General features: G+C 70.0%; 22 protein-coding genes and 1 pseudogene. 16 read left to right on the forward strand and 7 right to left on the reverse strand.

All coding sequences use genetic code 11. The features are described 5' to 3' along the window. Both N1028_RS18930 and N1028_RS18935 read left to right on the forward strand, forming a co-directional pair. On the forward strand, positions 1–839 hold an 839-nt coding region (locus N1028_RS18930), incomplete at its 5' end, for a DUF2510 domain-containing protein (protein WP_259531083.1). 34 nt (positions 840–873) lie between these two features. Beyond that, complete coding sequence (locus tag N1028_RS18935) at positions 874–2,142, forward strand: DUF3500 domain-containing protein (RefSeq protein ID WP_259531084.1); 1,269 nt, start codon at positions 874–876, stop codon at positions 2,140–2,142. Positions 2,143–2,157: 15 nt separating this feature from the next. On the opposite strand, the gene N1028_RS18940 is transcribed toward N1028_RS18935, so the two are convergent. Beyond that, the gene (locus tag N1028_RS18940) at positions 2,158–2,820 is read right to left on the reverse strand and encodes a hypothetical protein (RefSeq protein WP_259531085.1); all 663 of its coding nucleotides are present in this window, start codon (positions 2,818–2,820) and stop codon (positions 2,158–2,160) included. Positions 2,821–2,909: 89 nt separating this feature from the next. Between N1028_RS18940 and N1028_RS18945 the strand changes: the two genes are divergently transcribed. Then, positions 2,910–3,434 (forward strand): hypothetical protein, encoded by a 525-nt coding sequence (locus N1028_RS18945; protein ID WP_259531086.1) that lies wholly within the window; start codon positions 2,910–2,912, stop codon positions 3,432–3,434. A gap of 27 nt (positions 3,435–3,461) precedes the next feature. On the opposite strand, the gene N1028_RS18950 is transcribed toward N1028_RS18945, so the two are convergent. After that, positions 3,462–4,760: an SGNH/GDSL hydrolase family protein gene (locus tag N1028_RS18950; RefSeq protein WP_259531088.1), complete on the reverse strand. Its 1,299-nt coding sequence runs from the start codon at positions 4,758–4,760 to the stop codon at positions 3,462–3,464. A gap of 202 nt (positions 4,761–4,962) precedes the next feature. Here N1028_RS18950 and N1028_RS18955 point away from each other — a divergent pair, with 202 nt between their 5' ends. Further along, positions 4,963–5,289, forward strand: coding sequence for a hypothetical protein (locus tag N1028_RS18955; protein ID WP_259531089.1), 327 nt, complete (start codon positions 4,963–4,965; stop codon positions 5,287–5,289). Positions 5,290–5,313: 24 nt separating this feature from the next. Here the strand turns inward: N1028_RS18955 and N1028_RS18960 are convergent, their stop codons facing one another. Continuing rightward, complete coding sequence (locus N1028_RS18960; protein ID WP_259531090.1) at positions 5,314–5,502, reverse strand: DNA-binding protein; 189 nt, start codon at positions 5,500–5,502, stop codon at positions 5,314–5,316. A gap of 62 nt (positions 5,503–5,564) precedes the next feature. On the opposite strand from N1028_RS18960, the gene N1028_RS18965 reads away from it, so the two are divergent. From N1028_RS18965 to N1028_RS18995, 7 genes are all read left to right on the forward strand, one after another. Then, positions 5,565–6,602, forward strand: coding sequence for an LLM class flavin-dependent oxidoreductase (locus N1028_RS18965; protein ID WP_259531091.1), 1,038 nt, complete (start codon positions 5,565–5,567; stop codon positions 6,600–6,602). Positions 6,603–7,018: 416 nt separating this feature from the next. After that, a complete protein-coding gene (locus tag N1028_RS18970; RefSeq protein WP_259531092.1) occupies positions 7,019–8,356 on the forward strand; it encodes a DUF1214 domain-containing protein in 1,338 nt (445 codons plus the stop codon). Next, on the forward strand, positions 8,301–10,013 hold the full coding sequence (locus N1028_RS18975) for a SulP family inorganic anion transporter (protein ID WP_259531093.1): 1,713 nt from the start codon (positions 8,301–8,303) through the stop codon (positions 10,011–10,013). The genes N1028_RS18970 and N1028_RS18975 overlap by 56 nt, the downstream gene beginning before the upstream one ends. Positions 10,014–10,267: 254 nt before the next feature. Next, a complete protein-coding gene (locus N1028_RS18980) occupies positions 10,268–11,164 on the forward strand; it encodes a formylglycine-generating enzyme family protein (protein ID WP_375163416.1) in 897 nt (298 codons plus the stop codon). A gap of 29 nt (positions 11,165–11,193) precedes the next feature. Continuing rightward, on the forward strand, positions 11,194–13,554 hold the full coding sequence (locus tag N1028_RS18985) for an arylsulfatase (protein WP_259531095.1): 2,361 nt from the start codon (positions 11,194–11,196) through the stop codon (positions 13,552–13,554). 347 nt (positions 13,555–13,901) lie between these two features. Next, complete coding sequence (locus N1028_RS18990; RefSeq protein WP_259531097.1) at positions 13,902–15,896, forward strand: cell wall-binding repeat-containing protein; 1,995 nt, start codon at positions 13,902–13,904, stop codon at positions 15,894–15,896. A gap of 102 nt (positions 15,897–15,998) precedes the next feature. Further along, positions 15,999–16,205 (forward strand): hypothetical protein, encoded by a 207-nt coding sequence (locus N1028_RS18995; RefSeq protein WP_259531098.1) that lies wholly within the window; start codon positions 15,999–16,001, stop codon positions 16,203–16,205. Positions 16,206–16,214: 9 nt separating this feature from the next. Here the strand turns inward: N1028_RS18995 and N1028_RS19000 are convergent, their stop codons facing one another. The 4 genes and pseudogenes from N1028_RS19000 to N1028_RS19015 all read right to left on the reverse strand — a co-directional run bounded on the left by N1028_RS19000 (position 16,215) and on the right by N1028_RS19015 (position 20,015). Further along, positions 16,215–16,703, reverse strand: a complete 489-nt coding sequence (locus tag N1028_RS19000) for an SRPBCC family protein (RefSeq protein WP_259531099.1) — start codon at positions 16,701–16,703, stop codon at positions 16,215–16,217. Continuing rightward, the gene (locus N1028_RS19005) at positions 16,703–17,353 is read right to left on the reverse strand and encodes an MBL fold metallo-hydrolase (RefSeq protein WP_259531125.1); all 651 of its coding nucleotides are present in this window, start codon (positions 17,351–17,353) and stop codon (positions 16,703–16,705) included. The genes N1028_RS19000 and N1028_RS19005 overlap by 1 nt, the downstream gene beginning before the upstream one ends. Beyond that, positions 17,330–18,421 (reverse strand): annotated as a pseudogene (locus N1028_RS19010) (S-(hydroxymethyl)mycothiol dehydrogenase); the annotation flags it as partial. The pseudogene N1028_RS19010 and the gene N1028_RS19005, both read right to left, overlap by 24 nt. A 64-nt stretch (positions 18,422–18,485) precedes the next feature. Next, positions 18,486–20,015: an MFS transporter gene (locus N1028_RS19015; RefSeq protein ID WP_259531100.1), complete on the reverse strand. Its 1,530-nt coding sequence runs from the start codon at positions 20,013–20,015 to the stop codon at positions 18,486–18,488. 118 nt (positions 20,016–20,133) lie between these two features. On the opposite strand from N1028_RS19015, the gene N1028_RS19020 reads away from it, so the two are divergent. The 5 genes from N1028_RS19020 (at position 20,134) to N1028_RS19040 (ending at position 23,876) form a co-directional block, all read left to right on the forward strand. Continuing rightward, positions 20,134–20,838: a TetR/AcrR family transcriptional regulator gene (locus tag N1028_RS19020; protein WP_259531101.1), complete on the forward strand. Its 705-nt coding sequence runs from the start codon at positions 20,134–20,136 to the stop codon at positions 20,836–20,838. Beyond that, a complete protein-coding gene (locus N1028_RS19025) occupies positions 20,831–21,574 on the forward strand; it encodes an enhanced serine sensitivity protein SseB C-terminal domain-containing protein (protein WP_259531102.1) in 744 nt (247 codons plus the stop codon). Before N1028_RS19020 ends, N1028_RS19025 begins: the two co-directional genes overlap by 8 nt. A 228-nt stretch (positions 21,575–21,802) precedes the next feature. Continuing rightward, complete coding sequence (locus N1028_RS19030) at positions 21,803–22,237, forward strand: Hsp20/alpha crystallin family protein (RefSeq protein ID WP_259531103.1); 435 nt, start codon at positions 21,803–21,805, stop codon at positions 22,235–22,237. A gap of 66 nt (positions 22,238–22,303) precedes the next feature. Beyond that, positions 22,304–22,927, forward strand: coding sequence for an MSMEG_1061 family FMN-dependent PPOX-type flavoprotein (locus N1028_RS19035; RefSeq protein ID WP_259531104.1), 624 nt, complete (start codon positions 22,304–22,306; stop codon positions 22,925–22,927). A 1-nt stretch (position 22,928) separates the two neighbouring features. After that, positions 22,929–23,876: a PDR/VanB family oxidoreductase gene (locus N1028_RS19040; protein WP_259531105.1), complete on the forward strand. Its 948-nt coding sequence runs from the start codon at positions 22,929–22,931 to the stop codon at positions 23,874–23,876. The last annotated feature ends 95 nt before the right edge of the window (positions 23,877–23,971 follow it).

The following is a 23,971-nucleotide window of genomic DNA, read 5'->3' on the forward strand; positions in this document are numbered from 1 at the left end:
CGGTGGCGGCGGCGAGCGCGCCGGCCGCCGCGGTGGCGGCGCCCCTGATGCGGGCACCGCAGGCGCCGTACGCGCCGCAAACCCCGCACGCGCCGCAGGGCCCGCCGCTCGGCTGGTACCCCGCGCCGGGCGACGTGCTGCGCTGGTGGGACGGCAGGCGCTGGACCGGACTCCGCGTCAAGAACGGCGTCCCGGGATCCGACTGGGCCACCACCGAGCAGCCCGGCGCCGCCTGGGCCTTCGGAGGCATCTTCCTCGGGCTGGCGGCTCTGCAGTTCCTGCTCGGAGCTCTGGGGTCCATCGTGTCCCCGAACGGCATCGCCACTCTGGCTCTCGCCGCCTTGTGGTTCGCGATCGCCGCGCAGTCGCAGGCCGTGCGGCGCATCCCGGCTCCCACCGGCGACGCGGTCGTCATCGACGCCGTGCGCCCGCTGCCCGGCGAGGAGGAGGGCCCCGGCGCGGGATGGTTCCCCGTCGCGCCGCGTTTCACCCGGTGGTGGACGGGCACACGCTGGTCCCAGTACACCGGCACGATCTACGGGGTGCGTCCCTCGTTCCAGGGCGCACGCGCCTACCGGGTGCTCCTCATCATGAGCTGGATCCTGGTGGGCCTCGGCGTGCTCGCACTGCTCGCGGGGATCATCCTCCTCGTCGTGGCAGCGGATTCACTGTGGGCCGCCATCGGAGTGATCGTGATCATCGGCGGTGTCCTCATCGCGGTGCTCGGCCTGGTCATCCTGCTCCTCACCAGGTACCAGCGCCGCATCCTCCTCCTGCCCACCGATCCGCCGCAGAACAAGGCTCCCGCGTCTCATGGCCAGGGCATAGGAGCGCCATAGCCGACCGAAAGACAGGGTTCGTACCGTCGTCTCCATGAACGACACCCACGAACCCACCGGCATCCGCCCACCCCGCCGCCGCACGGCGCTCTGGCTCACCTCGACACTGCTCATCGGCGGTCTCGCTCTCAGCGGCTGCGCCTCCGTCGCCGGATCCGACGCCGGGTCCGACGCCGACTCGACGAGCTCGGCCGCCGATGGCTCCAGCTCGAGCTCCACGGGCCTCACCGACGCCGCCACGATCTCGACCACGGATGCCACGACCACCGCCGAGACCATCTCGGCCACGACCGCCGCGGCCGAGGCCTTCCTCGCCACGCTGACCGACGAGCAGCGCGAAGCCGTGCTCTACGACTACGACGACGAGACGAAGACCACGTCGTGGTCGAACTTTCCGGTGACCTTCGTCGAGCGCGCCGGGCTCAACCTCACCGACCTCTCCGAGGAGCAGCAGACGGCGGCCCTCGCCGTGCTGGAGTCGCTCCTGAGCGACGACGCCTACGCCACGGTGCTGGGCATCATGGGCGGCGACGAGTACCTGCTCGATAACTCCAGCAGCACCGAGGAGTCGCTCGGCCAGTACTCCATCGCCTTCTTCGGCGACCCCACCGACTCGAGCGCCTACGAGGTGCAGTTCGGCGGCCACCACCTCGGCATCAACGCGACCCTCGACGGCTCCGGGGAGTCGGGCGCCGGCGCCATCACCTTCGCCCCCACCCACCTGGGGGTGCAGCCCGCCGTCTACACGGCGGCCGACGGCACGGAGGTTCAGCCCTTCGACGGCATCTACACCGAAGCGTTCGCGTTCTTCGACAGCCTCACGGCCGAGCAGCAGGCGACTCTGACGTCGGGAGACGTGAGCATGTGCGCTCCCGGCGACACGTGCGACTTCGCGACCGGGGCGGGCCTCACCGGGGCCGACCTGACCGATGGGCAGAGCCAGCTTCTGCTCGACCTCATCGCGAACTGGGCGGGGATGGCCGACGAGCAGACCACCGCCGCCGAGCTCGCCGAGATCGAGGCGACCCTGGACACCACGGTGGTCGCCTGGTCGGGCGAGACCACCTACGACATGAGCGCCGGCGACGGGATCTCCTTCTCGATCTCGGGCCCTGATGTCTATGTCGCCTTCCAGGCCCAGAACGGATCGGCGGGCGCCGACGTCGAGGGCGTCAGCACCTCGGGCTGGGGCCACGTGCACACCATCTACCGCGATCCCACCGACGACTACGCGAACAGCGTGACGCAGCAGGCCGCCACCGGCATGGCCGGCGGAGGGGCCGGCGGCCCTGGCGGCAGCTGACCAGGCGGCGCGGGCTCAGTTGCCCGCGCCGTCGAGCAGCCAGTGATAGCGGAGCCGCAGAGCGCGCTCGGTGCTCGCGGTCGCCGCGGCGATCGTGAGGGCGGTGTTCGCCCAGACCGGCAGCTGCACGGGTGAGACGAACACCCCGAGGTTCTCGGCCACCGGCGGGATGCGGGTGAGCAGCGCGAGAAGCTGCGGCACGAGCAGCGCCACACTCGCCACGAGCACCGCCACCGCGGCCGCCCCGATCCCGCGGCTCGCGGCCGGGTGGTCGCGGGCGAGCCGAGCCCGGCGCCCCTCGGCCGAGCGCGGATCGGGTGTCAGCTGCCGCTCGGTGCCATCGAGCGCCACGAGGTGGCAGCGCTTCAGCCCGAAACCCGACGTCGCCACCTCGATGGTGCCGCCCGGCACGGAGAAGGCGGCGGGCGTCCGCGACTCGGCGATGTGCCGCCCGTCCCGGTAGAGCCCGGCCATCACCTCGCCCGACTCCTTGTCTCCGAGGTGGTTCACCTCGACCGTGAACACCGAGGTCGTCCCGTCGCCCACCGCCACCTCGACCGACAGCACCGATCGCGAGAGCAGCTGCCACCAGCGGAACGGCTTGAGCGGCCGCCCGTCTCCGGGCTTCACCCGCTTCGCCGCGCGTCGTGACCGCCACTCGTCCAGTTCCTCGATCATGTCCCTATTCCACCGGAGCGTCGCCGCGGCCACGAGGGAGCACAGTCACCGCTTCGTGTGACATCTGTCACGACTGCCAGGATTGACGCATGTCCGATCACGCGTTCTCGCTCGGTTCGATGGTCCGCTTCCACGAGCTCCGCTCGCCGCAGGATCCGGCGACGACCCTCACGGCGTTCCTCACCGCGCTCGAGGCCGAGGGCTTCACGATCGATCCCGGCACCTACGCCGATGGGCACCGGATGCTCCGGTTCGGCGAGATCGGCGACGACTCGGCCTCGAACTGGACCGGGCTGCTGATCGAGGTCATCCCGCTCGCAGCCCTGCTCGGCGCGCGCCGCCGCTTCGCCCGCTGCGCGGTCCCGGCGGTCGTCGAGGCCGACGGGAGCGGGTCGAGACTCCTCACGGGCACGGTCTGGGGCTTCCGCGGCGAGGGCGGAACCGTCGGCCTCGTCGCCAAGCGCGTGAGCGCGGCGGCCCGGTCCGCTGCAGCCGTCGTCGGGGGCACGCTCGACTCGCGCGTGACGCCGATCGACAAGGACGCCCCGTTCACGCTCAAGCGGTTCGACCAGCTCACCGGGTGGAGGAACCGGCCGAGACAGGGTTCGCGCTAGCGGCCTGGCCGAGGCCCGGCCTGACGCCTAGTGGTGCTGCGCGTGCCGGCGCCGACGGATGACGACGGCCACCAGCCCCGCCACGAGCAGCGCGGCCGCAGCGGCACCGGCGATGGCCGCTTCCGAACCCGTGGCGGCGAGCCCTGAGTCGCGCCCCGACGGCGCTCCGGGTGCCGCGGCATCCGGAGCGGGGACGGGCGTCGCCGACGCGGTGGCCGTTGCCGTCGGCTCAGGATCACCGTCGCCACCACCGTCTCCCGCCAACGCCTCCGTGACGGCCGACGACACCTGCTCGGCGAGGAATCCCACGCCCGCCTCGTTCGGGTGCAGGGCGCCGAGCGCCACGAACAGACCGGGGTCCGGCGTGGGGGTGCCGCCGGTGCTGGTGAGGGTGATCCCGTTGATGAATGCCTCGCCGTCCGGGGCGCACGCCGAGTGCGTCTGGGTGAGGGGGAGGGTCGAGATGTAGTGGGCGCCGTGGGCCTCGGCCGACGCTCCGATCGCGGCGTCGAGTCGCGCCTCGGTGCCGTGCAGGTAGAGGGTGTCGACCTCGGTGAACGGGAACGCGTTCTCGGGGAACGGCGGTTCGAACGGGTTCGGTCCCGTGCCGAGCGGCGACGAGTAGCACCCGCCCTCAGGCTGGTTCGCGGCATCCGGGGTGATGGCGGGGTAGCCGATCACGAACACCTCCGCGTTCGGCGCCTTCTCCCGGATGAGCGCGAAGGTCTCATCGAGCGCGGGCGTCACGGTGTTGTCGAGCAGGTACTTCAGCCGGTCGAGTTCGATGCCGTCGACGACGGGGGCGTAGAACTGCTTGCAGTTGGCCAGGTCGGCGCCGAGCACGTCGATCAGCAGCGGCCCCTGGGCGCTCTCGGCCACGCAGGTCTGTGCGACGTCGGCGAACCCGAGGTCGTTGCCGCCGATGGTGACCGTCACGATGTCGGTGTCGGCGCTGAGGGCGTCCGACTGCACAGGGGCGGTGCCGGCGCCCGTGATGGTCGGCTGAGGGGTGTCGCGGATGTTCGCCGTCACGGCGCCGCTGCAGGTGCGGTCCTCCAGCACGAGGCCGAGCGACTCGGCCACGAGGTGCGGGTAGTTCTGGTCGGCCTGGAAGCACCCGGGAGCCGGTTCGTCGCCGTAGGGCGTGATCCCGAACCCGGCCGAGTACGAGTCGCCGAGCGCGACATAGGTCTTGCCGGCGGGGGAGTCGTCGGGCGAGGGCCCGGGAGCGGCGACCGCCGCCGCCCCTCCGAACGCCCCTCCGCCCAGAACGAGTGCCGCCATGACCACCCCGACCACGAGGCCCCCTGCATCGATGCGCTTCACGCCCCCAGCGTAACGCCGGCATCACCCCTTGACCCGGGCCCCGGCCTCATCCGCGACCCGAGGTGGTGAATCGACGGAGGTCTGCCGGATAGGCAGCCTGGAACTCCGTCGACGCCGACCAAGTCGGCCGAACTCCGTCGATGCCGCCGAGCATACGCAGCCGTCACCCGCTCTGCCGGTGGGTGGGGCCTAGAGTGGCCGCATGAGCACACCGGGCGAGTCGCAGGGGGCGGGAGCGGGCATCCTCGTGGTGCGGGTCCTCGCCGGAGTCGTCGCGGCGGGCACCGGTCTCGTGTTCCTCCTCACCGCCTGGGTGGCCTTCAGCAGCCGTTTCGGCCTCGGGTCGCAGGATCCGCACGGGTACGGCCTCCTCTTCGGAGCGGCGGCGGCGGTCGTGGCGGGCTTCCTCACGGCCGTGGTGCTGCCGCTGGCCTTCCCGCGCCGCTCCTGGAGCCGCGGCTACTCCATCACCCTCCTGACCTTCGCCGCGGTCGCCGTCCTCCTCGTGGCGGCGGTCCTCACGGCCTGACCCGACCGTCGACCCGGCTGCCGATCAGGCGTCCGCCGCACGCTCGGCCAGGGCGGCGCGCAGCACGCGGACCGCTTTCGGGCCGACGCCGTGCAGCCCGAGGAGGCCGTCGAGGTCGACTCCCTCGAGGTCGTCGAGGCTCCGGATGCCGACCGCGGCCAGGGCCGCCCGCGCGGGAGCTCCGGTCTTCGGCAGGGGAGTGGGCGCAGCCATACCGGCACGATACCGGTTCCGCGAGCGGGAATGCGGATCGGGCGGCGGGCGTTGCAGAGGCCGTGACCGCTACGAATCGCAAGAGCATCGGCTTCCTCTCCTTCGGGCACTGGACGCCGTCGCCGCAGTCGAAGACCCGCAGTGCCGGAGAGAACCTCCTGCAGTCGATCGACCTCGCCGTGGCGGCCGAGGAGCTGGGGGCCGACGGCGCCTACTTCCGCGTGCACCACTTCGCCCGCCAGCTCGGCTCGCCGTTCCCGCTGCTCGCGGCGGTCGGAGCCCGCACGAAGACGATCGAGATCGGCACGGGCGTGATCGACATGCGCTACGAGAACCCGCTCTACATGGCGGAGGACGCGGGCGCCGCCGATCTCATCTCGGGCGGCAGGCTGCAGCTCGGCATCAGCCGTGGCTCACCCGAGCAGGTCATCGAGGGCTGGCGCTACTTCGGCTACCGCCCGGCCGAGGGGCAGGACGACGCCGATCTGGCGCGCGAGCACACCAAGGTGCTGCTCGAGGTGCTGAAGGGCGAGGGCTTCGCCGAGCCCAACCCGCGGCCGATGTTCCCGAACCCGCCCGGACTCCTCCGCATCGAGCCGCACTCCGAGGGGCTGCGCGAGCGGATCTGGTGGGGTGCGGCCTCGAACGCGACCGCACGCTGGGCCGCCGGGCTCGGCATGAACCTGCAGTCCTCGACGCTCAAGGCCGATGAGACGGGCGAGCCGTTCCACGTGCAGCAGGCGGCGCAGATCCGCGAGTTCCGCGACGCCTGGGCGGAGGCCGGCCACGCGCACACGCCGCGGGTCTCGGTGAGCCGCAGCATCTTCGCCATCACGAACGACCTCGACCGGGCTTACTTCGGCGGCGAGGGCGAGAGCCGCGATCAGATCGGCAACATCGACGCGAGCATGCGCGCCATCTTCGGCCGCAGCTACGCCGCCGAGCCCGAGCGCCTGGTGAAGCAGCTGGCTGAGGACGAGGCGATCGCCGAGGCCGACACCCTCCTCCTCACGGTCCCCAACCAGCTGGGCGTTGCTTATAACACATCGGTTCTCGACAACATCCTGCGGTATGTGGCGCCTGCATTGGGATGGCGTTAAGGCAGCACCAGGCGGTGATGCGGCGCCCAAAACGCGATTGCGTGCGGCCCTCCGAACTCCGGCGTTGACCGTCTCTGCGTCACCGGCCGATCGTTGCCGTGCTTCAAGGTAACGCGAACGCCACCCGCATTACGGAGATGCAACCACGGGTCCTGAGACACCACACTGTAGGACGAAGCGGTAACTGGCCATGGTCTATCCGCGCAAATCGTCAGCTCGCAGAGGGCTTGTCGCGATCCGACTGGTTTTTTCGCTGCCACTCTTGTGGAGGCCGACTTCCAGAAGTGGTGTCGCCCTGTAATGACGGTCCCTCTGTCTATTCGCCCCCGTCGAGATAGCCGCGCGGGACCTGACTGGTGCGGCCTCGTCACCGGCGATACAGTCGGCCCTAGGTTCAGGCGACAGGGGTGGGGCACATGACGGACACGCACGAGCAGATTGTCACGGCGGGGCTGCGGCGACGCGCAGTGGAGGCGGCGGTGTGGGCCATGCCGGCGGTGAACTTCGAGATCATGCGGTCGATGATGTCGCCGGACGGTGGCAACGAGTTCCTGTACTGGTCGGGCCTTCTCGACTGGCGCAACCAGACCCTCACCCCGAACCCCGACTTGCTGTACTACATGGCGTTCATGGATCCGGGCGCCGATGGCCCGCTGGTGCTTGAGATCCCGCCGGGGCAGGGTGATTTTCAGCTGAACGGCAATGTCTGCACCATCTGGCAGGTGCCCCTCGAGGACGTGGGCCGGTACGGCGCCGACAAGGGCGAGGGTGGCCGGTACCTCATCCTCCCGCCCGGCTACGACGGTGACGTGCCCGACGGGTTCATCGTGCTGCAGTCTGACGTGCGCCGCGTCTACGCGCTGCTGCGCACGGTGTTGCCCGAGGCCACGCAGGAGGCGGTCGACCGGGCGTTGGAGTTCTGTGAGGGCATCCGCATCTACCCTTTGGCCGAGGCCGCAGACCCGCCCGAGACTCCGCGGCGAGACCTGCAGGGAGTCGAGGTCGACACCCGAATCCCGTACGACATGCGGTTCTGGGAGGCCCTGGATCGGGTCGTGCAGGTCGAATCGTGGCTGCCGCGCGACCGCCCGTTCGCCGACATCCTCGCCTCCATCGGGATCGTGCGCGGCGAGGCGTTCGAGCCTGATGCGGATCGTGTGGCGCTCCTGGAGTCGGCGCTCGATGACGCGCACGACTGGTTGCGGGATGACTACCAGCATGAGCCGGTGTTCTATGAGGGTCGGCAGTGGTTCTTCCCCGCCACAGCCGACTTCGCTGCCGCCCAGGGAAGCAACTTTGCCGATGACCAGGTGTACCCCTACACCTGTCGGGGTGTGATCTATCACATGGCGTTCATCGGGTTGAAGCGCATCGGCAGCGGCCAGTTCTACCTGGTGAACCTGCGTGACTCCGACGGGGAGCTGCTCCGCTCCGATCTGAACTACCGGATGCGTGTGCCGGCCGGGGTGCCGGTGTCGCAGTACTGGTCGGTAGCCATGTACGACGGCGACGACCACACCTTCATCCGCGGCAACACGAAGTACTCCGTGGCCTCGATCGCCCCTGGGCTGACCTTCAACGACGACGGGTCGATCGACGTGTACTTCGGCCCCACACCGCCGGCGGGGCTCGAGGCGAACTGGATCGACACCGGCGATTCGACGACCTTTGAGCTCATGTTCCGCTTCTACGGCGTCAGTGCCGGGCTTCTGGAGAAGACGTTCCAGCTCGAAGACGTCGTGCGCGTTTCGTAGTCCTGGTCGTCTGCGCGTGATTCGCCCACTCTCCGGCGTGACCCGGAGGAATGCTGCCGGGGAGGTGCTCGCAGGGGTGACCCTGTTGGCGATCGCGGTTCCGCTGAACATCGGCTATGCCCAGATCGCCGGTCTTGCGCCGACTGCGGGGCTGTACGCGTTGGTGGTGCCGGCGATCATCTACACCCTCGTCGTGTCGTCGAGGCAGGTCGTGGCGTCACCGGATGCCGCGGCCGCGGCGCTGGTGGCGTCGTCGGTCGGCGGGCTCGCGGTCGCCGGCAGCACCGGCTACGCGTCGATGGCGCTCGCGCAGGCGGTCATCTCGGGTCTTCTGTTCGTCGCTGCGGCAGTTTTCAAGCTCGGATTCCTCGCCGCGTTCCTCTCGAAACCGATTCTGGTGGGGTTCGTGGGCGGGCTCGCGCTCGACATCATGGTGTCGCAGGTCGCGAAGATGCTCGGCGTGAAGATCGACTCCGGCGGCGAGTTCGTCGGAAAGGTCGCAGATCTGATCGGAGGGCTGGGTGGAGTCAACGGCTGGTCGGTGCTCATCTCGGTGCTGGCCGTCGGCGTGCTGCTTGCCGGGCGGCGGCTTGCCCGCGCGGTGCCGTGGGCGCTCGTCGTGCTTGTCCTGGCCACCGTGGTGGTGGTCACAACCGGCCTGGAGGTGGCCGGAGTGTCGGTGCTGGGCCAGGTCGAGGCCGGTCCGCCGTCCCTCACCTGGCCGGTGCTCGACCTCGCGACCTGGCTTGCACTCGTGCCGTCGGCAATCGCTTTGACCCTGGTCACGATGGCGGAGGGGCTGCTCGTCGCCCGCAGCTACGCCGAGAAGAACGGCTACACCACCTCGCCGAATCGCGACCTGCTCGCCTTCGGGGCGGCCAACATCGCGTCTGGCGCGTCGGGCAGCTTCGCCGTCGGCTCCTCCACCTCTCGCACCGCCGCCATGGATCAGGCGGGCTCCCGCACCCAGCTGCCCACCCTCGTCGCCGCTGTCGGCACTCTCCTGCTGCTGGTGTTCGGTACCGCGCTGCTCGAGCACATCCCCTCGCCCGCCATCGGCGCCGTGGTGGCGGTGGCCATCCTGCCGCTGCTCGGCATCCGGGAGTTCAGGATGCTGTGGAAGCGCGACCGGTTCGAATTCGCGATCGGTGCCGCGTGTTTTCTCGCGACACTGTTCATCGGGGCCATCCCCGGCATCCTGATCTCGTTCGTGCTCGCATTGATCAATCTGGCGAAGCGGGCGGCGAACCCGCCCATCGACGTGCTCGCCGACGATGACCCGGGGTCGGCCCTGCTGTCAACGGCGGCCATCGGCACAACGACCGCGCCCGGTGTGCTCGTCATCCGGCTGGCCGCGCCGCTGTTCTTCGCCAACAGCGCGGTCTTCTCCGACACCGTCAAGCGGGCGATCGGCGCCGTGCCGGCCGGTTCGGTGAGGCACCTCGTGCTCGATCTGGAGGCGGTCACGGACGTTGACGTCACGGCCGCTGAGACCCTCGAGTCGCTCCTGCGTTGGCTTCACGACGAGGGGGTCGGGTTGGCGTTCAGCCGTGCTCGCCCTGGTCTGGTCGACAGAATGCGCGTCCTGGGCGTTCTCACCGACGAGACCGTCTATCCCAGCAACCGCGCTGCGCTCGAAGCGCTGGCCGACCGATAGGAGATCATCGTCGGTTCAGTCATCGGAGCGGTGCTTCCGCTCGCCATCGGCGTCGCGGTCAGTCCGATCACGATCATCGCGGGCCCGGTCGTCGGGTTCCTGCTCGCCACCCGACGCATGACCGGACCCCTCCGCGAGCTACGCGCCTGGCTCGAGCACAACACCGCCACGACCCCATCGTTCCGCGTCCGTAGACTCGGACCGTGACCTCAGAACCGACTCGGCTTGTGCCCATCCCTGCAGGCGAGTTCCGGATGGGCTCGGCGGGGCACTATCCCGATGAAGGGCCGGTGCACGTCCGGCGCGTGGAGGCGTTCCAGATCGAGGACCATCCGGTCACGAACCGGCAATTCGCGGCGTTCGTGCGTGACACCGGCTACGTCACTGTTGCAGAGCGCACGCTGGATCCGGAGGATTTTCCCGGTGCCGATCCGGCCGACCTCGTTCCTGGGGCGATGGTGTTCACGCCCACGTCTGGGCCGGTCGATCTGCGCGACTGGCGCCAGTGGTGGCGGTGGGTACCCGGTGCCTCATGGCGGCACCCGCTCGGCCCTGAAGCCGGGGTCGATGCGGAGCGGGACCGGCCTGAGCATCCGGTGGTTCAGGTCAGCTTTCTCGATGCGGCCGCGTATGCCGAGTGGGCGGGCCGGCGCCTGCCGACCGAGGCGGAGTTCGAGTACGCCGCCCGAGGGGGCCTGGAAGGCGCCCGATTCGCGTGGGGCGACGACGAACAGCCCGGCGGGCGCCTGATGGTGAATCAGTGGCAGGGCCGCTTCCCGTACCGCAACGATGGCGCTGCCGGCTTCGTCGGCACCTCGCCAGTGGGCACGTTCCCGCCGAACGGGTTCGGGCTCTTCGACGTGACCGGCAACGTGTGGGAGTGGACGACCGACTACTACGCGCCCCGCCACCTGCCCCCCGATGTCGGCGAACGTGCGGTTGCCGACGGCGGACGACCGAGCCTCCTAGCGGCAGCCAGTGCTGAGCCGGGGTCGCGCATGCCGCGTCGAGTCTTGAAAGGCGGATCGCATCTTTGCGCGCCGGAGTACTGCCTGCGGTACCGGCCGGCGGCGCGCTCCCCGCAGGCGGAGGACACGGCGATGACGCACATCGGTTTCCGCTGTGCCTCCGACGCTGTCGCGGATGCCTGATCATCGTTAGTGTGAGTTTTGTCGTCGAGATGAGGGGCAAGCAGATGGCGGAGTTCCAGGGGAAGATCGCGCACGACATCCGGGATTCAGTTCCCGATTGGGCGCCGTACGTCGAACCGCAGGCGAAGCCGGGCGCGCCGAACGTGCTGTTCATCATCTGGGACGACATGGGTTTCGGCTCGTGGGAACGGTTCGGTGGCCGCATCCGGATGCCGAACATGGACCGCTTGGCGGCGCGAGGCATCCAGTTCTCGCAGTTCCACACGACGGCGCTCTGCTCGCCGACCCGCGCGAGCCTGCTCACCGGCCGCAACGCGACCTCGAACGGAATGAGTGTCATCGGCGAGATGGCGTCGGGATTCCCGAACTCCTCCTGCCTGATCCCGGCCGAGAACGGGTTCATCTCCGAGGTGCTGCGCGAGGCCGGATACAACACGCTGGCCGTCGGCAAGTGGCACCTGTCGCCCGCTACCGAGATGTCGATGGGTGCCTCGAAGCGCACCTGGCCGCTCGGGCGGGGCTTCGACCGGTTCTACGGGTTCCTCGGCGGCCTCACCGACCAGTGGTACCCCGACCTCTGGTACGACAACCACCAGATCGAACCCCCGGCCACCCCGGCCGAGGGATACCACCTGTCGAAAGACCTCACCGACAAAGCCGTCGAATTCCTGATCGACTCGGCCAGCACGGCCCCGGGCAAGCCCTGGTTCCTCTACTTCGCTCCGGGCGCCTGCCACGCCCCGCACCACGTGTTCAAAGACTGGTCGGATCGGTACAAGGGTGTCTTCGACGACGGGTACGAGCTGTACCGGGAGACGACTCTGGCGCGGCAGATCGAGCTGGGCCTGGTGCCGGCCGACACGGTGCTGCCGCCACTCAACCCGATGGCGGATGAGACGAGCGCCGACGGCAAGCCGTGGCCGGCCTCCGAGATCGTCAAGCCGTGGGAGGCACTCACCGATGCCGAGCGCACTCTCTTCGTGCGGCAGGCCGAGGTGTACGCCGGATTCGCCAGCTACACCGACGACCAGGTCGGCCGCATCCTCGATCACCTCGAGGCCACCGGGCAGGCGGACAACACCATCATCGTCACCCTCTCGGACAACGGGGCGTCGGCCGAAGGCGGGCCCTCGGGATCGGTGAACGAGAACCGCTGGTACAACGGCGTGCCCGAGAACCCCGAGAAGAACGCCCTGCTCGTCGACGAGCTGGGTCTCGAGACCACGCACCCGCACTACTCCAACGGGTGGGCCACAGCGTTCAACACCCCCTTCAAGATGTACAAGACGCACGCCTCCTGGGAGGGCGGCACCGCCGACCCGCTGATCATCTCGTGGCCGGCTGGCGGCATCGAGCCCGGCGGCACCCGTGACGGGTACATCCACGTCACCGATCTCGCCCCCACCCTCTACGACCTGCTCGACATCACCCCGCCCGACACCGTCCGGCATGTGCCGCAGACCCCGCTCGAGGGCGTCAGCCACGCCGCCGTGGTCAAGGATGCGGTGGCCGAGCAGCCGAAGAAGACCCAGTTCTACTCGATGTTCGGCACCAGGGCGATGTGGGCAGAGGGGTGGCAGGCCAGCACCATTCACGCCGCGACCCCCAGCGGCTGGAGCCACTTCGACCAGGACCGGTGGACCCTCTACCACCTCGACTCCGACCGCAATCAGCTGCACGACCTGAGCAGTACCGAGCCTGAGAAGCTCGCCGAGCTGAAACGACTCTGGGAGGACCAGGCCGAGATCTACCACGGCTACCCGCTCGAAGACCGCAGCGTCGCCGAGATCGCCGCCACGGCTGCCGCCGACGCCCCTGAGCTGTTCGATTTCGGTGCGAGCCTCACCCTGTACCCGGGCGGCTCGGAAGTGCCCGAGCGGTCGTTCCAGATGATCAACACGTCGTTCCGCATCGAAGCGTCCATCACCGTGCAGGATGCCGGGGCGGACGGCGTCATCTTCTCCGCCGGCGGCCGCTTCGGGGGCCACGCGCTCTACCTCCGCGACGGGGTGCCCGTCTACGTCTACAACTGGCTCGGCGAACGGGAACAGCGTATTGAGGGAAGCGGGCCCCTTCTGGTCGGTGGCCATATCCTCACCGTCGATTTCCTCAAGACCGGACACGAGGGGCCTTCGCCGTCCGGGCCGGTCATCCTCACTGTCGACGGAACCGAAGCCGCCCGGGCCGACATCCGCATCCAGCCCGCCTACTTCTCCCTGAACGGTGAGGGCGTCAACATCGGCCGCGACCGCGGCCAACCCGTCTCCGGCGACTACAGCTCACCCTTCCCACTGACGGGGGCGACCATCGCGACCGTCGTCCTGACCCCGGGCGATGACGCAGTCGTCGACCATCACAGAGAACTCGAGGCTGGATTCCACCGCGATTGAATCCCGACTCCGGTCTCGGAATGCACCTACGCCGACGGCCGCCGCTGACGTCGAGGCACTGCTAATCCCGGACTTCTGAGCACGGAGACCAGCCCCGAGCGTATGGTGTGTGGTGTGTCACGAGGCCGATGCAACCTGAACGTCCCCAACCAGCTCGGCGTCGACTACAACGCCCACGTCATCGAGTCCATCCTCACGGAGGTGGCCCCGGCCCTCGGCTGGCGCTAGTCGGCTCCGGTGCGGCGGCACCGCCGAAGCAGTCGGCGCCGCTGTTCGACGGGTGAGGCATACTGGACGAGCCCCGGGCCGTCTCCACCGCCGGAGTGGAGGGGCGAGGGGGAATTCCCGTGCGCCGTACCATCGCCGCCTTCGCGGCTCTGCTCATGACCAGCGGGCTCGTGCTCGTGGGCGCCGCGCCCGCGCGGGCAGACACGGTGCCGTTCGATCCGATCGCGGTCACGAGCTTCGCGCGCGGTTCGCTCGACTCGCTCGTGGTCGTGCCCGGTCAAGGGATCGTGGCGACCGGTTGGATGTACGACACCCAGAACCCCGGGGCGGCCCTGATGCCGGACAGCGGGTCATGGCAGGTGCTGCGGCCCGACGGTTCGGCGACCTGGTACGGGTCCCACGACAACCGGGCGGGGCTGTCGCGCCCGGATGTTGCCGCCGCCTACCCGGAAGCCGGCCCGAACCACGGCTTCCAGGCGACGCTCGGCTACCCCGGCCAGGCGGGAACCTACCGCTTCTGCGCCAGGTGGCGCGCCGAGGTCGTCGGATGCAGATCGGTGCAGGTCGACGCCGAGATGCTCTCGGGTGCCGCGGAATCCCTCACGGCCGAGCTCTCGCCCGACTCCACAGCCATCCGCGTCCGTGGTTGGGTCGCCGACACCTGGGTGCCGCAGGACAACTGGTTGTCGTTCAACCTCGACCACACCGACGCCGATCCGAGCTACAACTACTCGAAGGTGATCCCGGGATCATCGAGTCTCGCGCGACCCGACATCCAGGCCTCGCGCCCGGGCCTCGCCGGCGTGCGCGGATTCGAGCAGACTTTCCCGATCGATCGTCCGGGCTCGTACAAGGTGTGCGTGTGGGCGCAGCCGTACTACAACTATCCCGGCAACCTCCCGGCCGGGCTCGGCTGCGTCTCGACGACGGTCACCGGCATGAAGGAGCTCACCCCCGCCGCACTCTCCGGCGTCCCCGTTCCGGGGTCGACGCTGACCTACACTCCCGCCACGTGGACGCCGTCGCCCACGAACACCCGAATCCTCTGGGAGAGCTCGGGGCGACCAGCCACGCGGGAGGGCGCGCTCGACTACCCGATCACCCTCGCCGACGTCGGCCACACCATCACGACGTATCAGATGGTGTCGGCGCCCGGGGTGCTCCGCGCCTCCACCGGCCGGATCTCACCGACGGTGACCCTCCCCGGCGTCGCCGCCTCCCGGGTGGACGGCCAGGACCGCTACGCCGTCGCCGTCGCGAACTCGAGAGCCCAGTTCCCGGATGCGGCCACGGGCGCACCCGTCGTCTACGTGGCGGCCGGCAAGACCTTCGCAGACGCCCTCTCCGCCGGCCCGGCGGCGGCGGCAGAGGGCGGAGCCCTGCTGCTCACCCCCTCGGATCGCCTTCCCGCGCCGGTGAAGGCGGAGATCTCGCGACTGCATCCGGCATCGATTGTGGTCGTCGGCGGTGCCGTGAGCGTGAGCGACGCCGTGCTGCGTGAACTCCGCACTCTGGCACCGGCCACACGTCTGGGCGGGCCGGACCGGTACGCCGTGTCGCGGGCCGTGGTGGCTCATGCCTTCCCGGCGGGCTCGTCGAACGCCTTCGTCGTGACCGGCACGACGTATCCGGATGCGCTGTCCGCGGGCGCGGCCGCCGGATCGACAGGAGCACCCGTGCTCCTCACGAGAGGGCTTGCGACATCGGCCGATCCGGGCACCCGCGACGCGCTGTCGGATCTCGGTGCGACAGCCGTCACGATCGTGGGCGGCGAGGCATCGGTGTCGGCCGGTGTGGCCGCCTCGCTCGGCGCCGGCATCGCCGTGACCAGGCTGTCCGGCCCCGATCGGTACTCCGCCGCGATCGCGCTCAACCGTGGCTCCTTCACCCAGGCCGATACGGTGTTCCTCGCGACCGGCAAGAACTTCTCCGACGGGCTGGCGGTGGGGGCCCGTGCGGGTTTGCAGCACGCACCGCTGTACCTAGTTAACGGCCAGTGCGTGCCGCTGGACGTGGTCACCGACATCGTCGCTCTCGGGGCGTCGAAGGTCGTCGTCGTGGGTGGCACCAGCAGCGTGGCGCGAGCAGTCGAGTCCCTCTACGTGTGCCCGTGAGGTGACGCCACCCGTCTGGGCATCCGGTGTGCATCGGCACAGGGCGCACCGATCGACGGAAGAGTGGAAGCACGGAACATCGATCGTGGGAGGACGACGGACATGGAACCGATCTGGATCATCCTGCTGGTGGTCGCCGCCATCATCGTCGGGATCGGCGTAGCCCTCGCGGTGCGCCACCGCCGGAGCGGCGACTACAGCTCGCACCTCGACCCCCGCGACGCCCCCAATCGGCCCGAGCACGGTCGAACCGCCGAGGCCATCCGCCACGTGGACCGCAGCGGCTTCGGAGCCGGCGGGAGCTTCTGACCCCGAGGCCTACGCCGCCGCGCCGCCGACGTGCGCCAGCACCACCGGATCCTCGCACCCGCGAGCGAAACCCCGGATGCGCCGGTCGATGTCGCGCTGCAGGATCACGGCGCCGATCCGCTCGGCCAAGGGGGCCAGCCACCGCGGCTTGCAGGAGAAGTTGTAGCGCCAGACAGCCAAGGTGCTCCCGGGATCGCCCTCGACGGGCGTGAACCTCCACCCGCCGCCGAGCCGCTCGAAGAACCACGACCCCTTCGTCATCTTCATCCCGACGTTCGAAGGCGGATTGTACGAGACGTACTCGCTCACCATCCGCAACCCGAAGCGCTGCACCGTGAAGGTCCGCACGCCCTTGGCGGGCGTGGTCGCTCCGTCCATGAGGTTCTGTCGTCGGATGAACGGGTCCCAGCGCAGGCGCACCGAGCCCGTCGTCTGCGACACGGCGAACGCCACCTCGGCGCTCACCGGCACGACGCAGCGCGACTCGACGACGGGCATCAGTGCCCCCGGGCGATCCACTCCTCGAGGTGCGGCGCCTCCGCTCCGATCGTGGTGGTGTCGCCGTGGCCCGTGCGCACGACCGTCTCGGCCGGGAGGGTGAGCAGCTTCGCGGAGATGGACTCGATGATCGTAGGGAAGTCGCTGAACGAGCGACCGGTGGCCCCCGGCCCGCCCTGGAAGAGGGTGTCCCCCGAGAAGACCGTCTGCAGGCCGGGGGCGGAGAGGCACACGGCACCGGGGGAGTGGCCCGGGGTGTGCAGCACCTCGAGCGCGATCCCGGCGACCTCCACGATCTGGCCGTCGGAGAGGGTGCCGGTCGGGGGAGCGGACGGGTAGACCGCGTCCCAGAGCATCCGGTCGCCCTGGTTCAGCAGCACGGGCGCGCCTGTGGCCGCCTGCAGCTCCGCCGCCGCATCGATGTGGTCGTCGTGTGCGTGGGTGAGGAGAATCGCCCGGACGGAGCGGTCTCCGATGGCCGCGAGGATCGCGGCGGCGTCGTGGGCGGCGTCGATCACGACGCACTCGGAGTCGTCGCCGACGATCCAGACGTTGTTGTCGACGTCCCAGGTGCCGCCGTCGAGGCTGAAGGTGCCGCTCGTGACGACGTGGTCGATGCGGGCGCAGAGCACCACCACCGAGCGCAGCACGTCGCCGCTCGCCATGCTGCCGAAGGCCTTCTCGATGTCCCGGATGCCGATCCGCTCGGTCACGAACTCGTCGAGCGGAAGCCGGCCCTGCAGGAACAGGTCGGTGAGCATCGGGAAGTCGCGCTCGGGCAGGCAGTCGCCGTACCAGCTCGACTTCAGCGAGCCACCCCGGCCGAAGACGTCGAGGAGGGGGATGGAGAGCTGCATGTCGGGCGTCGGCACCCCCACGAGCACGACGGTTCCGGCGAGGTCGCGGGCATAGAACGCCTGCCGCCAGGTCTCGGGGCGGCCCACCGCGTCGATCACGACGTCGGCGCCGAAGCCTCCGGTGAGCTCCTGCACGGCCGCCACGACGCCGTGCTCGTCGAGGCTGCTCGAGTCGATCGCGTGCGTGGCTCCGAGCCGGCGTGCGGCGTCGAGCTTCTTCGGATCGCGGTCGATCGCGATCACCGTGGTGGCGCCCGCGAGAGCCGAGCCGACGACCGCGGCGGTGCCGACGCCGCCGCAGCCGATCACGGCGACGGAGTCGCCGCGGCCCACACCGCCCGTGTTCATCGCCGCCCCGAGACCGGCCATGATGCCGCAGCCGAGGAGGCCGACGGCGGCGGCATCGGCGGCCGGGTCGACCTTCGTGCACTGCTTGGCGTGCACGAGGGTCTTCTCGGCGAAGGCGCCGATGCCGAGCGCGGGGCTGAGCTCGGTGCCATCCTCGAGGGTCATCTTCTGGGTGGCGTTGAACGTGTTGAAGCAGTACCACGGCTCGGCGCGCAGGCACGCCCGGCATTCCCCGCAGACCGCTCGCCAGTTGAGCACCACGAAGTCGCCGACCTCCACGTTGGTCACGCCCTCGCCCACGGCGCTCACCCGGCCTGCGGCCTCGTGCCCGAGCAGGAACGGGAAGTCGTCGCTGATCCCGCCTTCCCGGTAGTGGTAGTCGGTGTGGCAGACTCCGCAGGTCTCGATGTCGACGACCGCCTCGCCGGGCCCGGGGTCGGGGATGATGATCGTCGTGAGCTCGACGGGCGCCCCTTTCGCGCGGGCGATGACACCGGTGACGTTCGTGGGCACGGCTACTCCTCGGGGTGGGGCGGGCGGATCGTGTCTCACCCTACCCGCGCCCTCGCGCAGTCGCTCAGTGGCCGAGCACCGGCGCATCCTGCATCGCGCTGTCCGCCTCGCGTGCGTCCGGAAGCGCGACGCCGACTGTGACGCCGTCGCCCCTGCGCCGGAAGAGCAGGGCGGCGATGACAGCACCCACCGCGAAGAACGCGGCCCCCCACCAGTAGGCCGTGGCGTAGCTGTGCACCGCGGCCTCGGCGGCCACGGCAGCGGCCGTCGAGGCATTCGCCGACGCATCCGCCGGCAGGTGCGACACCAGGTAGTCGGCCGCCGCGGTGGCGGCGAGGGTGTTCAGCAGCGCGGTGCCGATCGATCCGCCCACCTGCTGGCTCGTGTTCACCGTCGCCGAGGCGACTCCCGCGAACCGGCGGTCGACGCCCAGAGTGGCGGTCTGGATCGACGCGGGCATGATCGTGCCCATCGCGAAGCCGAGGATCATGAGCGGCGGCATCACGTCGCTCACGTAGGTGGCGCCGACGTCGAGGTGCGTCAGGTACGCCATCCCGAGCGCCGCGAGCGTCATGCCGATCGGCACGACCACCTTCGGCCCGAATCGCGGCACGAAGATGTTCGTGCCCAGCTGGGCGGCCGTGACGAGCAGGATGATCATCGGCAGGAAGGCGAGCCCCGTCTGGATCGGGGAGTAACCGAGCGTGGTCTGCAGGTAGTAGGTGACGAACAGGAAGATGCCGAACATCCCCGCGCCGGCGATGAGCACCGAGGTGTAGGCCGCACCCCGGTTGCGGTCGAGCACGATCGCGAGGGGGAGCAGCGGATGCGCCGCGCGACGCTGCCACAGCACGAACGCCACGAGCAGCACCACGCTGCCGGCGAGCATGCCCCAGGTGAGCGGGGAGTCCCAGCCGTTGTTCTCGGCGTTCGAGAATCCGTAGACCAGGCCGAACAGCGCTGCGGAGACGAGCACCGTGCCCGGCAGATCGAGCTTCGGGCGAGCGCCCTCGCGCTTCGGCGTCGAGACGAAGACGATGGCGCCGACGATCGCGATGACGGCGATCACGACGTTGATGTAGAGGTTCCAGCGCCAGCTGAAGCTCTCGGTGAGGAGGCCGCCGAGGAGGAGGCCGACCGCCCCGCCCGCGCCGGCGATCGCTCCGAAGATGCCGAAGGCGCGAGCCCGCTCCTTGGGGATGGTGAAGGTGGTCGTGAGCACGGCGAGGGCGGTGGGGGCGAGCAGTGCGCCGAAGACGCCCTGCAGCGCGCGGGCGGCCACGAGCAGACCGAACGAGTCGGCCGCGCCGCCGAGGGCGCTGGCCAGGGCGAAGCCGATGAGTCCGATGATGAAGGCGCGTTTGCGGCCCATCAGATCGGAGAGCCGCCCGCCGAGCAGCAGAAGGCTGCCGAAGGCGAGGGAGTAGGCGGTGACGATCCACTGCCGGTCGCCGTCGGAGAAGCCGAGGTCGGCCTGGGCGGAGGGGAGGGCGATGTTCACGACGGTCGCGTCGAGCACGACCATGAGCTGGGCGAGCGCGACGGTGGTGAGGGTGAGCCAGCGACGCGACGAGGGAGCGGGGGATTCGGGCATGGAAGGACTATATACGGAACTTGCCAGTTTCGGATACCATGGGTTCAGTAAACATCTCGTGACAGGATCGGTGCACACCCCCGGCCCGACGACCCACACCTGAGGAGGAGCAGCGACGATGCCGCTCGAGACCACCACGACCGCTCCGGATGCTGCCGTTCCGGCCCCGGATGCCGCCCCCGCCCGTCTCGGGCGCCGCCGTGACCACTCGCGGGACGCCGACATCCTCGACGCCGCCATCGAGGTGCTCGCCGAGGTGGGCTACGACGGCATGACGATGGAGATGGTGGCGGGCCGCGCGAAGGCCGGCAAGGCCACGCTCTACCGCCGCTGGCCCTCGAAGGGCGAGCTCGTGGTCGACGCCGTGGCCTGCATGAAGTCGAAGGGTCTCGACGCCGATCACCTGCCCGATACCGGAACCCTGCGGGGTGACCTCGTGGCCATGATCAAGCCGCGCGCGGTCGAGGACGCCGACCGCAAGCTCCGGGTGATGGGCGGGCTCATGTCGGTGATCTCACGGTCGCCGGAGCTCGCCGAGGCCATCAGCTCGGCCATCGTCGAGCCTCGCGCCGAGGTCAATCGGCGGCTGTTCCAGCGCGCCATCGACCGCGGTGAGATCGCGGCCGACTGCGACGTGGCGACGATCTCCATGGTCGCCCCGTCGATGACCGCCTACCGTCTGCTCGTGACCCAGCGCCCCGTCGACCGCGACTACCTGATCGCGATCATCGACGGAGTGGTCCTGCCCGCGGTGGGCTTGAAGCCGCCCGCCGGCGACCCCGGAGCGCAGGCGGCGCCGCTCGGGCCGCTCGCCGATGACTGATCGCGGGTCGGCCGAGATCGAGGCGCTGCTCGCTGCCGCCGCGGTCGACCCCATCGCCGCGCCGGCGTTTCTGGAGGCGCTGCTCGCGAGCACCGTGATCGTGCCGGGTACGGCATCCGGAGATGGCACGGCGAGACTCGCCGACCTGCTCGGCGCCGACGGCCGGTCGGTGCAGCCCTTCTACACCTCGGAGGCGCGACTGACGGAGACCCTCGAGGTGGTGCCGAGTTTCGAGCGCCGCTTCCTGGCGCTGCCGTGCCGCGTGCTGTGGCAGATGACGCGCGGGGCCACCCTCGTGCTCAACCCGCACTCGGCCCACGGCAAGAACTTCCTGCCCGGTGAGATCGGCCAGTTGCTCGACGGCGCGGCCACGCTCACACCGCGCATGGTCCAGGCCGAGACGCAGGTGCTCGTGGGGGAGCCCGCGCGGGTGCCGCCCGGCATGAAGGAGGCGCTCGTGGCGTTCCTGGAGCGCCACCCCGAGGTCGATGAGGCGGTGCTCGGCTGGAAGGTCACGCCCGAGGGGGCGGGCTCGGTCGACGAGAGCTACCTGCTCGTGCTCGTGGGCGCCCCTGGCCTTCGAGAGTCGCTCGGCGGCGATCTCGCTCAGACGCTCGTGGTGTATTCGCAGAGCGCACCGATCGATGTGATGTACGTCGCACCGGGGGCGGACCATCTGCTCCGCTCCGTGAAGCCGTTCCACCGCCGCCGCCGAGGGCTGTTCGGGCGCCGCTGACCGCCGCTTCCTGCGTGCGCTTCGTGCGCTCGCGGGTGGTGCGCTCGCCCTCGACCTTCAGCTTGCCCGGCCCCGGTGCAGCCGATCGGGAAGAAGTACGGGACCGTCTGGGGATTTTCAGCGGATCTCAAGCTCGCGGGAGTTGGCATCCGGTGCGCACCGGAGGCAGAATATCCGTAGTTGAGTCGAAGTGACTCAAGTCCACAACTCGAGAGGAGATTGATCGTAATGGCTATGACCTTTGACCCCTTCAGCGAGCTCGACCGACTCGCCTCCGGGCTGCTGCAGTCCCGCCCCGGGCCCCGGGTGATGCCCGTCGACCTGTACCGCGACGCCGACCGCTACGTGCTGAACGCCGATCTGCCTGGCGTCGACCCGGGATCGGTCGACATCGACGTCGACGGTCAGCTGCTCACCATCCGTGCCCAGCGCACCGCCGGTGAGGCCGCCGGAGCGAAGTGGCTCACCCAGGAACGCCCGTCCGGCAGCTACCTGCGCCAGTTCAGCATCGGCGAGGGCGTCGACACCGCCGGCATCTCGGCGAGCTACGACAACGGCGTGCTGAGCGTGGTCATCCCGATCAGTGAGCGCGCGAAGCCGCGCAAGATCGCGGTGCAGAGCCTGTCTGCCGAGGCCGACGCGCAGAAGACGCTCACGAGCTAGCCGCGCGGGCCGCCCCCGGCCGGATCGCCGGGGGCGGCTACACTCGGAACCCGTGAGGACGAGATCGTGAAGACCGAGTTCCGGCGACTCGACGAGGCGGCCCTGCGCGCGCGGCTCGGCCACCCGCATCCGGGCACGAGCGAGAAGATCCTCGACCATCTCGACCGCAGCAGCCTCGCGTTCCTGGCCCACTCGCCGTTCCTCTGCCTCGCCACCTCCGACGCCGCGGGCAACCTCGACTGCTCGCCCCGCGGCGACTATCCGGGCTTCGTGCGCGTGCTCGACGAGCGCACGATCGCCCTGCCCGACCGGCTCGGCAACAAGCTCGCCGACTCGTTCCTCAACGTGCTCGAGAACGGCCACGTCGGCCTCGTCTGCTTCGTGCCCGGCATGATCGAGACGCTCCGCATCAACGGCAGCGCCTACATCACCGACGACCCGGAGCTCCTCGCCGTTCTCGAGCAGGATCACGTGACGCCGTCCGTGGCCACGGTCATCCGCATCGAGGAGGTCTACCTGCACTGCGGGCGGGCGCTCGTGCGCTCCGGGCTCTGGGACCCCGAGATGCAGGATCTCGCGGCCGAGCTCCCGACCTCGGGCACCATGTGGGCGGAGGCCTCCGGCCTGCCGCCCGAGGTCGCGCAGCTGATCGACGAGGGCATGGTCGGCGCCTACAAGACGCTCTACTGAGGTGCCGAGCCGCAAGGGGCTGCGGCCGCTCGTCGTGACGCGCATCCGCCCGGAGTCAAGCGACATCCTGAGCCTGGAGCTCGAGCACCCCGGGGGCGAACCGCTGCCGCCGTGGGAGCCGGGAGCGCACGTCGACGTGCAGCTGATCACCCGGCAGCAGCGTCAGTACTCGCTCTGCGGCGACCCGGGCGACCGCTTCCGCTACCGGATCGCGGTGCTCCGCGAGGAGCCCTCCCGGGGCGCGTCGCTCTACATCCACGGCCATCTGCGCGAGGGCCGCACGGTCTACGTCGGCGAGCCCCGCAACCTGTTCCCGCTGCTGCCCGCCGAGCGCTACCTGCTGCTCGCCGCCGGCATCGGCATCACACCGCTCCTGCCGATGGCCCGCGAGCTCGAGCGGCGGGGCGCCGAGTGGTCGCTGCGCTATGCCGTGCGGGGCGCTGAGCGCCTGCCCTTCCGGAGCGAACTGGAGGAGCTCGGCGACCACATCACCCTGCACTCGCGCGATCACGCGCCGAGGCTCGACCTGCCCGCGCTCCTCGCCCATCCGACGCTCCAGCCGGGCCTCGCAGTCTATGTCTGCGGCCCCGCTCGCTTCACCGACGCCGTCGAGGAGGCCATGCGCGAGTGGCCGCCCGGCAGCCTCCACCTCGAGCGGTTCGAGCCGAAGGCGGGGATCGTGCGGCCGAACGAGCCGTTCTCGGTCGTCTGCGCCCGCTCGGAGAAGACCGTCGAGGTGCCCGCAGAGCTCACCATGCTGAAGGCCCTCGAGATCGCCGGGGTCGAGCTCCCGGGCTCCTGCCTGCGCGGTGTCTGCGGTGCGTGCGCGGTCACCGTCGTGGCCGGACACGCCGAGCACCGCGACTCGCTGACCTCCGACGAGGCCTCCTCCACCGTGTATCCGTGCGTCTCCCGGTCGCTCACCCCCGAGCTCACGATCGACCTCTGAGCCGGGTGCCCGCGACACGCCCGCACGTGCCCTCGCCCGGCGTTTAGACTTGGTACCCAAGCCGAGACAGCCGGAGAATCAGTGCCCTCGAACGA

Source organism: Herbiconiux oxytropis, assembly GCF_024979315.1.
Taxonomy (GTDB): Bacteria; Actinomycetota; Actinomycetes; order Actinomycetales; family Microbacteriaceae; genus Herbiconiux; species Herbiconiux oxytropis.